The following is a 13,321-nucleotide window of genomic DNA, read 5'->3' as shown; positions in this document are numbered from 1 at the left end:
TCACAAGGAGTGACGTGAAGGTGTCATCAGAAGCTTACAAAGAAGCCGGCGTCGATATCGCGGCAGGCAACGAAGCAGTCGAACGGATGAAAAAGCATGTGAAACGGACGTTCCGTCCAGAAGTGCTCACCGACTTGGGCGGCTTCGGCGGCTTGTTCGGCCTGAACAAGGACAAATACGAGGAGCCGGTTCTCGTATCCGGTACAGACGGCGTAGGCACCAAGCTGAAAATCGCCTTCGCGATGGACAAGCATGACACGATCGGCGTTGATGCAGTAGCAATGTGCGTGAACGATATTATCGTACAAGGTGCAGAGCCGCTGTTCTTCCTCGATTATCTCGCTTGCAGCAAAGTAGAGCCGGAGAAAATCGAAGCTATCGTTAAAGGGATTGCAGACGGCTGCCAACAAGCAGGCTGTGCATTGATCGGCGGCGAAACGGCTGAAATGCCAGGCATGTATCAAGGCGAAGAATATGATATCGCAGGCTTCACGGTTGGTATCGTCGACAAGAAGAAAATCATCGATGGCACGACGATCGCTCCTGGCGATGCGGTTATCGGTGTAGCTTCCAGCGGCATTCACAGCAACGGCTACTCGCTCGTTCGCCGTTTGCTGCTTGAGCAAAGCGGCTATGGCTTGCAGGATGCATTGCCAGAGCTGGGCGGCGCGAAGCTGGGCGACGTACTGATCGAGCCAACGAAAATTTACGTAAAATCTGCATTGGCACTTGCTGAGAAGGTTCAAGTGAAAGGCATGGCGCACATTACGGGCGGCGGCTTTATCGAGAACATCCCGCGCGTGCTGCCAGAAGGCGTAAACGTGAACGTAGAATACGGTACATGGCCGATTCAACCAATCTTCACGCTCATGCAGAACAAAGGCGAGATCACGAACCGCGACATGTTCACGACGTTCAACATGGGCGTTGGCCTTGTCGTTATCGTGCCTGCTGAACAAGCGGACGAAGCGCTTCGCGTATTGGCAGAGCAAGGCGAGAAAGCTTACCGGATCGGTGACGTTACAGCAGGCAACCGCATCGTGACGTTCACGGGAGCAGAAGTCTAATGAATGGATTGCGCATTGCTGTATTTGCATCAGGCCAAGGCACGAATTTTCAAGCCTTGGTTGATGCGGTGCGGGACCAAAAGCTCGATGTTATCATCGAGCTTTTGGTTTGCGATAAGCCATCCGCACCCGTTGTTGAGCGCGCCAAGCGAGCAGGCGTCGATACGTTCATCTTCAAGCCTAAGGATTACCCGTCCCGCGAAGCGTACGAAACGGAAATCGCGGCAGAGCTGGAGCGCCGCGGCGTTGGACTAATCGTGCTTGCTGGATACATGCGAATCATAACGCCAGTATTGGTGGAACCTTATTACGGACGGATGATCAACGTTCACCCATCGTTGCTGCCGGCATTCCCTGGCGTCAATGGCATTGGGCAAGCATTTGAGTATGGCGTTAAGCTTACCGGCGTTACGGTCCACTACGTGGACGGCGGATTGGACAGCGGGCCGATCATCGCGCAGCGGGCCGTCGAGGTAGCCGACGAGGATACCGAGTCGTCGCTCGCAGAGCGGATTCATGGCACCGAGCAGGCATTGCTGCCGTGGACCGTGCAGCAGATTGCCAGCGGACGCGTTAAGCTCGACGGCCGCCGCGTGACGATCGGCTAATATAAGCGAGAGTGCAGAGCTTTTTTAAAGCTTTTTGACCATAGATAGCAACAAATGAAAACGATTGAAGTGATTCGAGGAGGATGACGAAGTTGGCAATTCGCAGAGCGTTAATTAGTGTATCGGACAAAACGGGTATCGTTGATTTTTCCCGTGAACTCGCAGCTTTGGGCGTGCAATTGATTTCGACGGGCGGCACGAAAAGCCTGTTGGAGAAAGAAGGCGTGCCGGTAATCGGCATCTCCGACGTAACGGGCTTCCCAGAAATTCTTGATGGCCGCGTAAAAACGCTGCATCCAGCTGTACACAGCGGCTTGCTCGCTGTTCGTGATAGCGAAGAGCATCAACAAGCGATGAAGGATCTTGGCCTGGATTACATCGACATCGTAATCGTTAACCTGTATCCGTTCGCAGAGACGATTGCTAAGCCGGACGTAACGTATGATGATGCAATCGAAAACATCGACATCGGCGGGCCGACGATGCTTCGTTCGGCTGCCAAAAACCATGCATTCGTAACGGTAGTTGTGGATTCGAGCGACTATGCAACGGTGCTGGAAGAAGTGAAAGCGGGCCAAGACACGACGCTCGAAACGCGCAAACGCTTAGCAGCTAAAGTATTCCGCCACACGGCAGCTTACGACTCGCTCATCGGCGACTACCTCTCGAAGCAGACGGGCACTCCGCTGCCAGAGCGTTACACCGTAACGTACGAGAAAGTTCAAGACCTTCGTTATGGCGAGAACCCGCACCAAACGGCGGCATTCTACCGCAAGCCGCTTGCTCAAGCAGGCAACATCACGACGGCTGAGCAGCTGCACGGCAAAGAGTTGTCGTACAACAACATCAATGACGCGAATGCTGCGCTTGCGATCGTGAAGGAATTCAACGAGCCAGCGGTTGTCGCGGTTAAACATATGAACCCTTGCGGCGTCGGCATCGGAACCGATATCCATGAGGCTTACCAAAAAGCATACGCAGCTGACCCAACGTCGATCTTCGGCGGCATCGTTGCAGCTAACCGTACGGTCGGCGCGGATACGGCGCAATTGCTGAGCGAGATCTTCCTTGAGATCGTCATCGCGCCAGATTTCACGCCAGAGGCGCTTGAAATTCTCACGAAGAAGAAAAACATTCGCCTGCTCAAGCTGGGCGAGCTGCAAGCAGCTGGCGAACGCAAGCCAGAGCTGCTCGTAACGTCGGTAGACGGCGGCATGCTCGTACAGGAGAGCGATGTTCACTCCCTGACGGAAGCGGATCTGCAATTCGTTACGGACCGCAAGCCGACGGAAGAAGAGCTGAAGCAATTGCTGTTCGGATGGAAAGTCGTGAAGCATGTGAAATCGAACGCGATTTTGCTGGCAAAAGACAACATGACAATCGGCGTTGGCGCAGGCCAAATGAACCGCGTAGGTGCAGCTAAGATCGCAATCGAGCAAGCTGGCGAGAAGGCACAAGGTTCCGCGCTTGCATCCGATGCATTCTTCCCAATGGGCGATACGGTTGAAGCTGCGGCGAAAGCTGGCATTACGGCGATCATCCAGCCTGGCGGCTCGGTGAAAGACCAAGAATCGATCGATGCTGCGAATGCAAACAACATCGCGATGGTGTTCACAGGCGTTCGCCACTTCAAGCACTAAGCACACAATCAAATGAAGGGACGCCATGCGCGGCATGGCGTCCGTTCGTTCATTATAGTGGCCGCAGCAGAAACGGCCGTTTTCGATATAGCAGTTAATTTTGCGGGAGGTTAATTCATGCGGATTCTAGTTATCGGCGGCGGCGGGCGCGAGCACGCCATTGCATGGGCGCTCAAGAAGAGCGATAAAGTAAAAGAGATTTATTGTGCACCAGGTAACGCAGGCATCGCGCAGGTTGCGGAGTGCGTGCCGATTCAAGTAAACCAATTCGACGAGCTGATTCAGTTCGCATGCGATACGGCAATCGATCTCGTTGTTGTTGGGCCAGATGATCCGCTGGCAGACGGCATCGTTGATGCATTCGAAGCGAAGAACATCCCGATCTTCGGGCCGCGCAAGAACGCCGCTGAGATTGAAGGCAGCAAGATCTTTATGAAGGATTTGCTGAAGAAATATAACATTCCTACAGCGAAATACGAGACGTTCACAGACTTTGAAACTGCGCTGGCTTATCTCCATCAACAAGAGGCGCCAATCGTCATTAAAGCAGACGGCCTTGCAGCAGGCAAGGGCGTAACGGTTGCCGCTACGCTCGAAGAGGCAGAGCAAGCGCTTCGCGCCATGATGGTTGAGAAGGTGTTCGGCGATTCCGGCAACCAAGTCGTCATCGAGGAGTTCCTCTCTGGCCAAGAAATGTCCATTCTGGCATTCGTAGACGGAGAGACGGTACGCGCAATGGTGCCAGCACAGGACCATAAGCAAGTTTACGATAACGACCAAGGCCCGAATACGGGCGGCATGGGCACATACACGCCACTGCCGCACATCGAGCAATCGATTATCGATGAAGCGATTGAGAACATCATTAAGCCGACTGCAAAAGCGATGGTTAGCGAAGGCCGTCCGTTCCGCGGCGTACTATTCGCTGGCCTGATCATGACGAAGGACGGCACCAAAACGATCGAGTTTAACGCACGCATGGGCGATCCGGAAACGCAGGTAGTCCTTCCGCGCCTTAAGACCGACCTGGTCGATATTATTCTTGCAGCGATCAACGGCCGTCTTGACCAGTTGGACATCCAATGGGATGACCAAGCATCGGTATGCGTCGTATTGGCATCCGAGGGATACCCGGCATCGTATCCGAAAGACCGCGTTATTGCAGGCATCGCCGCTGCTGAGGCGCAAGGGGCGCTCGTGTTCCACGCGGGTACAGCATTCAAGGATGGCGAAGTTGTAACCAATGGCGGACGCGTGCTAGGCGTCGTTGGCCGTGGCAGCGATATCGCAGAAGCGCGCGCTCGCGCGTACGAAGCGATTAGCGTCATCAAGTTCGAAGGCATGCATTGCCGTTCGGACATTGCGATGAAAGCGCTGCGTTAATTGATGTGAGAAGCTCGTCTGGCTGCTTAGCGGCTGGGCGGGCTTTTTTTTTTACACTGGCGGGGTGTAACCGTTTTGTAACGCTATAGCTGCCGCCATCGTTTAGGATGAAGCAAAGAAGGGAAATGGTAAGGTGTGCTTGCTGGCGGCCATTGCGCTAGCTGGTGTTAGGAGGAAAGGGAATGGGAATAAGCAGAGTGCGCAAGGCAGCGTTAGCGATTATTATGCTAGGAATGGGCCTTGTGGCATCCGCCTGCAGCATGCGGTCAGCGCCTGCGGATCTATTGCTCCCCATACATGGGGCGGATGAGGAGCTTACGAAGGCCGTACGCCAGTCGTTGCCAGCTAATGCGTCGTTGGCGCTGGTTGATCGTGAACAGCAGCTTCGGGCTATTAGGCAAGCGGATCTGGACGGCGACGGGCAACTGGAAGCAGTCGTAACCTATAAGGATGATAGCGAACAGTCGAAGGTGTTGCTGCTTCATAAGGATAAAGCAAGCGGGCGCTGGGGTGGCTGGGCAACGATAGAGGAGAACTCATCATTTGGCATCGATTGGCTAGAGCTGTCCGACCTTAATCATGATGGGGCGCCTGAGCTGCTGGTTGGCTTCAATAGCTACGAGCTTAACCAGCGGACGCTCTATATTTATAATGCGCATCAATCGGGAACGAAGGCGGGGGGAGTGCTTAAACCAACTGCCGAGCTGGCGTATTCCCTTATTGAAGACGGTGATCTGGATGGAGACGGCCGCAAGGAGCTTGTAATTGTCCAGCAGGACAGTGAGAAGATGGAGGCGAGCCTTGCGGTGTACCGGATGGAACCTTCTGGCTTGAAGCGAATAGCGGCGGCTCCTGCTGATGGGGGCGTGAACGGCTATTTTGATATGCGGATCGGTAAAGTATCTAGTGGCCATAGAGGTGTCATGCTGCAAGCTTCGCTGGGGGCACATACCGAGGCGGTGTACATGTACGCATGGGACGAAGCGGCAGAGGGGCATGCGGGAGGGAAGACGGTCCAGGGTGGACAAGCTGGACAGCTGCGGCAAGTATACCCGAATGAGGCAATTAGCCAAAATTCCGACATCGTCGAGACCTATTTTTTATCCGTCACGGGAGGCGATGGCAATGGGGATGGCATTCTAGACTTTGCTGCGGAGCGAACGGCGCCCGGGCAGCCCGAAGATACCCCATACAGCAATATGATTACCTTCCAAGATTACCTCCAATGGGACGGAAAGGGCGCTTTCCCTGTCGTTCAGCGGATGTATGAAAATTTCGGGATGGGCGTTATGCTGCGAATTCCCGAGCAGTGGGGCAATCATTTTACGATAGCTAACTTGGATGGTCCATCCCGTGATATGGGCATTCAGATTCAAATGTATGAGCCGCAGTCCGGCACTAGAGCTCGCCTATTCGATCTATTAGCGATACCAGCGGCACATTGGGAGGAAGCGAAGGACGGGCTGGAGAAGGATGGCCAAGCCTATGCGCGGCTGCTTGCCGCTTCTGGGATGGTGTATATCGCTGTATACGGCATGCCGCCGGAGAGCTGGGGCCAACGGGAGAAGGATGCTTTTCAAGCGATGTTATTAGACGAGAATGAGCTGAGCCAACGACTTCAAGTGATGGAACGGCCGTAGCCGGAGGGGAACCGTACATGAACATTTTGCTGCTGGAGGATGAAGAAGCGATACGCGGGTTTGTCCGGATTAATTTGAAACGAAATGATATGACGGTCGTGGAAGCAGGCACAGGCGAGGAAGCGATTGCGCTTGCTGCGGAAGCGGGGCCATTTGATATCGCGTTGCTCGATGTGATGCTGCCGACGATAAGCGGTTTCGAGGTGCTAAGCGTGCTGCGGGCGCAATATCCGCGCATGGGCATCATTATGTTAACGGCGAAGTCGCAGGAGGCGGACAAAATATACGGGCTGGAGCTAGGGGCAGACGATTACGTGCAGAAGCCATTCAGCCCAGGGGAGCTAATCGCACGGATTCAGTCGCTGTATCGCCGTATGCAGCCGATTAAGGGGGAAAGAGGGGCTGCGAACGAAGCGAGCGTAGCCCAATTGGGGGGCGCTCAAACGGTTCTGGCGAACGATCACGTTCAGCAGGCGGGCGGCGGCGTCGAACCGCGGCTTGCGAACGAAGCAGGCTCTCCCCTCAAGCAGCCAGCCGAGGCAACTGTTGAACAGCCTTTCCGCCTCGCGATCGGCGAGCGGAAGCTATATAAGCATGGTGCGGAGATCGTGCTGACGCCGACGGAATGGACGCTGCTTAAGCTGCTGATGGAACGGCCCAATGAGAGCGTGAGCCGCGATGATATTTTGAGCGAGGTATGGGGGCGCTATTATGTCGGGGACTTAAAGGTCGTAGACGTTAACATTCGCCGCATTCGCCAAAAAATCGAGGACGATCCTTCCACGCCTGCTTATCTAGAGACGGTATGGGGTTTCGGCTACCGTTGGAAACGGGATGTGCCGACGCAATGAGAAGCTTGAAGGTTCGAATGGCATGGAGCTACTTGATTCTGATCGTGCTCGTATCGGGCTTGCTTGGCTCGATCTTTATTGCGCTTATATGGAACTACTATTACGGCAGCGCGACGAGCGCGGTCTCCCGGCGTGCAGAGAGCGATTTAGCAGTGCACGGTCGCATGATGGGCATGCAGATGGCTCGCGAACGCGTCGTTTATATGATGGGCAATTTGAAAGGGGATTCTTATCGCATTCAGCTGCTTGACCCCAATGGCAAGCCGGTAATGGATACGGACGGCCAAGCAGGCGGGGACCCGGTCCATACGCTAGATGTCGAGGCGGCAATGGGCGGCAAATCTGGCACCTGGCGCGGCAGTGAAAACGGCAAGCATATCGTAGCGGCCACTGTTCCCGTGCAATCTGGGCAGCTAGTCGTCGGGCTTGTGCGCTACACAGCTTCCTTGGAGCGCATTGACGATGTCGTGGCTCGCATTATTGGGCTTACGCTGCTGACAGCTGCTGCGGTCGTGCTGCTGTTTCTGGGCGTGAGCTTATGGATGGCGAAACGAATCGTTAAGCCGATCCGTGAGTTAACCTTTGCAGCGCGGCAGATGGCAGACGGTGATTGGCAGCGTCGGGCAGTGCCGCGAAGCGCAGATGAAATCGGGCAGCTGGCGGAGACGCTCAATACGCTGGCGGCGCAGCTTACGAGGCGCGAGCAGCTGAAAAATGATTTTATATCGTCGATCTCGCATGAACTGCGCACGCCGCTGACGTCTATCAAAGGCTGGAGCGAAACGTTAGCTGGCGATGAGACGGATCGCGAGGAGCTGGAGATGGGGCTCGCGGTTATTAGCCAAGAAACGGAGCGCCTTCACGGGCTGGTCGAGGATTTGCTCGACTTCTCCAAGCTGTACGACCGCAGCATAGAGCTGCATCCTGACCTGTTGGATTTGAATCAGCCAGTAAAGGAGACGGTCAAGCAGCTAGGTGTCCGCCAGGAAGCGACGGGCGTTCTCCTGCACGCATCTGTCGCATCGGAACCGCTTATGGTGCATGGCGATGTGAATCGGCTGAAGCAAGTGTTTATTAACCTTATCGATAATGCATACAAATTTACGCCGCGCGGCGGTTCCATTCGCGTCACAACGGGGGCAGTTGGCCATGAAGCCGTTATTACGATTGCTGATACGGGTACAGGCATTGCCCCGGACCATCTGCCGCATGTGACGGACAAATTTTATAAAGGCGATTCGGCCAAACAGGGCAGCGGGCTCGGGCTTGCGATCTGCCACGAAATCATCGTGCTGCATGGCGGAAGCATGGCGCTAGTAAGCGAGCTGGGAGCGGGAACGATTGTGACGATTCGCATTCCGTTATATCGCTTCCCTGCTGAGCCGGAAACGGCTGGCGGCGGATGAGACCCTATAGATAAGCATAAAATAAGAGTAAACGGATAGCCCGTTTACTCTTATTACTCTTTGTAGAATAAAGAGGTTCGGTTGCTGAACACATAAACGACCGCTACAAGCAGCCCGAACACCAGCAGACTGGACACCCAATGCTGCATGACCCATTCCATCCATGCGGGCATTTGCCGTCACCTCCTCCACGCTGTGATGTAATGTTAGTATGATCCGCTAAAGAAAAGCTATCCGCCTGTGCCAAGGGATGAATGATGCCCGTTGACAACGGGAGGAAGATGATGGTATGATCTAAACAGTTAATTCATACTAAACGGGTAGGAATAATAAACAATATAAATGTTCGAAATGATTCATATAGAAAAAGGCCGGAGGGATGGCAGATGGAGAAACAGCTGACGTTGAAGCATGAGAACTTACATTTGACGGGAACGCTCCACTATCCAACGGGAGGTTCGGATAATGGGAAGCATCCGGCTATCATTATTTGCCACGGGTTCGTAGGGAGCCGAATTGGCGTTGATCGGTTGTTCGTCAAAACAGCGCGTGCGCTCGCCGCCAATGGAGCTTATGTCCTGCGCTTTGATTACGGCGGTTGCGGGGAAAGCGACGGCGATTATGGCGAGCTTGGCCTAGAATCGATGATCGCGCAGACGCGAACGGCAATCGATTATGTAACATCCATGGATACGGTTGACCTGCAGCGCGTCGTCCTCTTAGGCCATTCGCTTGGCGGCGCTACAGCGCTGCTGACATCTGTGCGGGACCGCCGCGTGAAGCGGCTCGTCTTGTGGTCTCCAGTCGCTTATCCATTCACGGATATCGTACGCATCGTCGGCAGGTCGGGATATGATGAGGCGATCCAAAGCGGCAGCACCGATTACACGGGCTTCACGCTTAAGCCGGTATTTTTCGATTCCTTGCAGGAGCATCAGCCGTTCCAGGAAGCGCCGCGTTTCGGCGGCGACGTGCTGCTCGTGCATGGCACGAGTGACGACGTTATCCCAGCTGATTACAGCTTCTTGTACCAGAAAGTATTATGGACGCGCGGGGATGGCATTTGCGACAAAGAGATCATTTTTCAGGCGGACCATACGTACTCGACGCGCAAACATCAGGAGGAAGCGATTGGCGTAACGACGAGCTGGCTTGCGGGGCTGGATCGCCGCCATGAGGAGTGGCATCACTGGAGCATTTAACGAAAGTTATGTAGCATAGAACGGGGGCCTTCGTTTTATCGAAGGCTTTGGCTGCCGAGAAGTCTCGGCGGCTTTTTTTACGTAGAAATATGTGCCCAATTCAGTTGGCGCGCGGGTGGCAGAGTGAATAGGGAAGAAAAACCTCCCCTGTCCGGTCGGAAAACGTGTGGGAGAGTGAATAGGGAAGAAAAACCTGCCCTATCCGGTCGGAAGAGGATTGGCGAGACTGGGCTGACATCCAATCCCTCCTAGCCAGCTGCTTGCAAGACAAGCCCCCCTCGAATGTGGTTAAATGGTAAAGACGACGATTCCTACAAAAGGTGGAATGCCATAATGATGAAACGAAAGCAAGCCTTCATAGCGATACTATTAGCTGCTGCGCTAGCCGTAACCGCTTGCAGCAACGATAAGCAACCAACTGATGCGCCGGTGACGGCTCCAATCGATGAAGGGAATAAGACACCGGAGCAAAAGCCAGAGACGGCGGAGCCTCCAGCTGCGACGGGGGCGTTCAGCGCGCCGCTTACTGGGCTTCCGCTTGAGAAGGAAGCGGTGCAGCGCCCGATGGCCGTTATGGTGAACAACTATAAAGCGGCGCGCCCGCAATCGGGCCTGACGCAGGCGGATGTCATATGGGAGGTGCTCGCAGAGGGCGGCATTACGCGCCTTGTGGCGATTTTCCAAAGCTCGGAGTCCAAGGAGCCTATCGGCCCGATTCGAAGCATCCGCCCTTACTTAATTGAGCTGGGCGAGCTATACCATGGCGTACTTGTGCATGCCGGCGCGAGCAATGACGCGTTCGCGATTTTGCAACGGCAGCACAAACAGGATCTAGACGAAATTACGAACGCAGGCGCCTACTTCTACCGGGATAAGACGCGTAAAGCGCCGCATAATCTGTACTCGACCCTGGAGAAAATGCATGCGGGGGCAGAGAAGCGGAAGTACGAGAGCAGCGTTGCGATCCCTTCGTTCACGTTCGCGGATGGCGGCGCGGGCACGTATGATGGACCTGCGACGAAGCTGGATATTCATTTTCTGATGAAGGATTATAAGGTTAGCTATGCGTACGATGCGGCACGCAAGGTGTATCTGAGATCCATCAACGATGCGCCGCATATTGACCTGAACAATAAAGAGCAGCTGTCTGCGCCGAACGTCGTGGTACTGGGGGCAAAACATCAGGTGTATGACGATTACGGCCGGCTGAAGGTGGACCTCTCATCGGGCGGCCCTGCGATTCTGTTCCAGAACGGGCAAGAGGTAACCTGCGAGTGGAAACGTGCGGGCAAGGACGTCATTCGGATCATGAAGGATGGCAAGGAACTGCCGTTTATTCCGGGCAAAGTATACTATCACATCGTGCCGAATAACCCGACTTTTGCCGAGCATGTGGAATTTGGGTGAAATTTGTCGAATCGGGGAAGGCTGTAAATGAAGAAGCTCTAAATTGTTAAATTTGTTAACGGAGTGTTAAATCCTTTACGAAACCTTAACAATGTCTATTCGAGCGTGGTAAGATAGGGAAGTTGAACTTGAATCGGCACGCTGAATCAGCATATTTCCGATCGACGAAGGGGATTGAGTATGTTCTTTAACAAGAAGGATATCTTTTTCAAAACGCTAGAAGAAATGGCGGACACGCTCGTTGTTGCAGTCGAATACTTCGGCAAGCACGTCACGAATCTACAAGATGTGACAGAATTCGCTAAGCAAATGAAAAACTACGAGACGCAATGCGACAAGTACACGCACACGATCTTGACGGAGCTGAACAAAACGTTCATCACGCCAATCGAACGCGAGGACATCATGGCGCTCACAACATCGCTCGACGATGTATTGGACGGCATTGAAGCGTGCGCTTCCCGTTTTGAAATGTATCAAATCAAGGAGCATGACGAATATATCGCGCTATTCGCCGACAATCTCGTTCGTTCCTCGCACCAGATCAAGAAAGCAATCTACCTGCTGACGGAGAAGAAGCTGCTGGCGATGCGCGAGCCGAATATCGCCATCAACGAGCTTGAGAACCAAGCGGACGATCTGCTGCGCGTGAGCATCACGAACCTGTTCAAGAACGTCAAAGATCCGATTGAACTAATTAAGCGCAAAGAGATTTACGAGCGCTTGGAACAAACGACCGACTACTGCGAGGACGTCGCTAACACCCTCGAAACAATCATCATGCGTAATAGCTAGAGGGGCAGGGCGATAATATGGAAGTACCATACATAGTTCTCGGCATTGTTATATTTCTGGCGCTTGCCTTCGACTTTATTAACGGATTCCATGATACAGCGAATGCAATCGCAACGACGGTATCGACCCGTGCATTAAAACCGCGCGTAGCCATCTTGATGGCCGCAGTCATGAACTTCGTTGGTGCCATTACGTTTACTGGCGTTGCCAAGAAGCTGGGCGGCAGCATCGCCAATCCAGCGGAGCTTCAACATGGCGTGTATATCGTCATTGCAGCGCTAATCTCAGCTATCCTTTGGAACTTGCTTACATGGTGGTTCGGCATTCCGTCCTCTTCTTCCCATACGCTGATTGGCTCGCTGGCGGGCGCCGTTATTTCAGCCGAAGGCTGGGATGGCATTAATGCGGGGGGCTTCACATCCATTATCAAATGGCTCATCCTGTCGCCGCTCATCGCGTTCACGATCGGTTTCATCGTCATGTGGGTTTTGAAGATGATCTTTGCCAAGTCGAGCCCACATAAGGTAAACAAAGGCTTCCGCTATAGCCAAGTGGCTACGGCAGCGATTCAATCGTTCTCGCACGGCACGAATGACGCACAGAAGGCGATGGGCATTATCGTATTCGCACTCATGGCTGCTAATGTGCAAGAGACGGACAACGTGCCGTTGTGGGTTAAAGTATCGGCTGCGCTGGCTATGGCACTCGGCACTTCAATCGGCGGTTACAAGATCATCAAGACGATGGGCACGAAGATTTTCAAAATCGAGCCGATCAACGGCTTCTCAGCTGACATTTCGTCTGCCGCGGTCATCTTGACTGCTACTGCTGCGGAATACCCGATTAGTTCGACGCATGTTATCACGTCATCGATTCTCGGCGTTGGCAGCGCGAAGCGCTTCTCGAGCGTCAAGTGGGGCATGGCTGGCAAAATCGTCGTATCGTGGGTTATTACGATTCCGATCTCGATGGTCATTGCGGGAGGCATTTTCCAAATCATCAAGCTGTTCCTGTAAATAGGCAAGGGGGCTGTCCCGAAAGTCATTAGACTTTTAGGGCAGCTTTTTTATTTGGTTCGAACTATAGGCGGTCCGGCGGGAGCCAGCGGCTTTTGCTTTTGATTTGCCCTGCCATTGCATTCTGTACAACGGAAAAGGCGGGAGTGGTCTGCCACGATGGCTCCCATTGCATTTCATGCAGGTCTGTTGATTATCAAGAATCTGGAAATGGAAAAGTGAACGAATAAGAAGAGAGTGCTACTCTCCATTCGGGAGACAAATGATGGTGTCGAAGTGCACGAACGAATAGGGTTAAGGATAGTG

At 53.7% G+C, this 13,321-nt stretch carries 11 protein-coding genes; all 11 read left to right on the top strand.

The genetic code is table 11. From position 1 onward, the window contains the following. Positions 1-20: 20 nt before the first annotated feature. The 11 genes from purM to GON22_RS23710 all read left to right on the top strand — a co-directional run bounded on the left by purM (position 21) and on the right by GON22_RS23710 (position 13,015). On the top strand, positions 21-1,067 hold the full coding sequence (gene purM, locus GON22_RS23760; protein WP_160398581.1) for a phosphoribosylformylglycinamidine cyclo-ligase: 1,047 nt from the start codon (positions 21-23) through the stop codon (positions 1,065-1,067). Further along, positions 1,067-1,675 (top strand): phosphoribosylglycinamide formyltransferase, encoded by a 609-nt coding sequence (gene purN / locus GON22_RS23755; RefSeq protein WP_160398580.1) that lies wholly within the window; start codon positions 1,067-1,069, stop codon positions 1,673-1,675. The genes purM and purN overlap by 1 nt, the downstream gene beginning before the upstream one ends. Before the next feature lie 92 nt (positions 1,676-1,767). Beyond that, a complete protein-coding gene (gene purH, locus GON22_RS23750; RefSeq protein WP_160398579.1) occupies positions 1,768-3,315 on the top strand; it encodes a bifunctional phosphoribosylaminoimidazolecarboxamide formyltransferase/IMP cyclohydrolase in 1,548 nt (515 codons plus the stop codon). A gap of 117 nt (positions 3,316-3,432) precedes the next feature. After that, on the top strand, positions 3,433-4,698 hold the full coding sequence (purD, locus tag GON22_RS23745; RefSeq protein WP_160398578.1) for a phosphoribosylamine--glycine ligase: 1,266 nt from the start codon (positions 3,433-3,435) through the stop codon (positions 4,696-4,698). Positions 4,699-4,880: 182 nt separating this feature from the next. Then, positions 4,881-6,338: an FG-GAP repeat domain-containing protein gene (locus tag GON22_RS23740; protein ID WP_160398577.1), complete on the top strand. Its 1,458-nt coding sequence runs from the start codon at positions 4,881-4,883 to the stop codon at positions 6,336-6,338. 17 nt (positions 6,339-6,355) lie between these two features. Beyond that, positions 6,356-7,189, top strand: coding sequence for a response regulator transcription factor (locus tag GON22_RS23735; protein WP_160398576.1), 834 nt, complete (start codon positions 6,356-6,358; stop codon positions 7,187-7,189). Then, on the top strand, positions 7,186-8,595 hold the full coding sequence (locus tag GON22_RS23730) for a sensor histidine kinase (protein ID WP_160398575.1): 1,410 nt from the start codon (positions 7,186-7,188) through the stop codon (positions 8,593-8,595). The genes GON22_RS23735 and GON22_RS23730 overlap by 4 nt, the downstream gene beginning before the upstream one ends. A gap of 386 nt (positions 8,596-8,981) precedes the next feature. Then, positions 8,982-9,797, top strand: coding sequence for an alpha/beta hydrolase (locus GON22_RS23725; protein ID WP_160398574.1), 816 nt, complete (start codon positions 8,982-8,984; stop codon positions 9,795-9,797). A 333-nt stretch (positions 9,798-10,130) separates the two neighbouring features. Then, on the top strand, positions 10,131-11,204 hold the full coding sequence (locus tag GON22_RS23720) for a DUF3048 domain-containing protein (protein WP_160398573.1): 1,074 nt from the start codon (positions 10,131-10,133) through the stop codon (positions 11,202-11,204). Between the two features lie 180 nt (positions 11,205-11,384). Next, positions 11,385-11,999 (top strand): DUF47 domain-containing protein, encoded by a 615-nt coding sequence (locus GON22_RS23715; protein ID WP_160398572.1) that lies wholly within the window; start codon positions 11,385-11,387, stop codon positions 11,997-11,999. Positions 12,000-12,016: 17 nt separating this feature from the next. Then, positions 12,017-13,015, top strand: a complete 999-nt coding sequence (locus tag GON22_RS23710; RefSeq protein ID WP_160398571.1) for an inorganic phosphate transporter — start codon at positions 12,017-12,019, stop codon at positions 13,013-13,015. The last annotated feature ends 306 nt before the right edge of the window (positions 13,016-13,321 follow it).

The sequence above is a fragment of the Paenibacillus sp. MMS18-CY102 genome (genome assembly GCF_009789195.1).
Taxonomy (GTDB): domain Bacteria; phylum Bacillota; class Bacilli; order Paenibacillales; family Paenibacillaceae; genus Paenibacillus_T.
The sequence above is the reverse complement of the archived record's forward strand: the minus strand, read 5'-3'. Positions and strand labels throughout refer to the sequence as shown.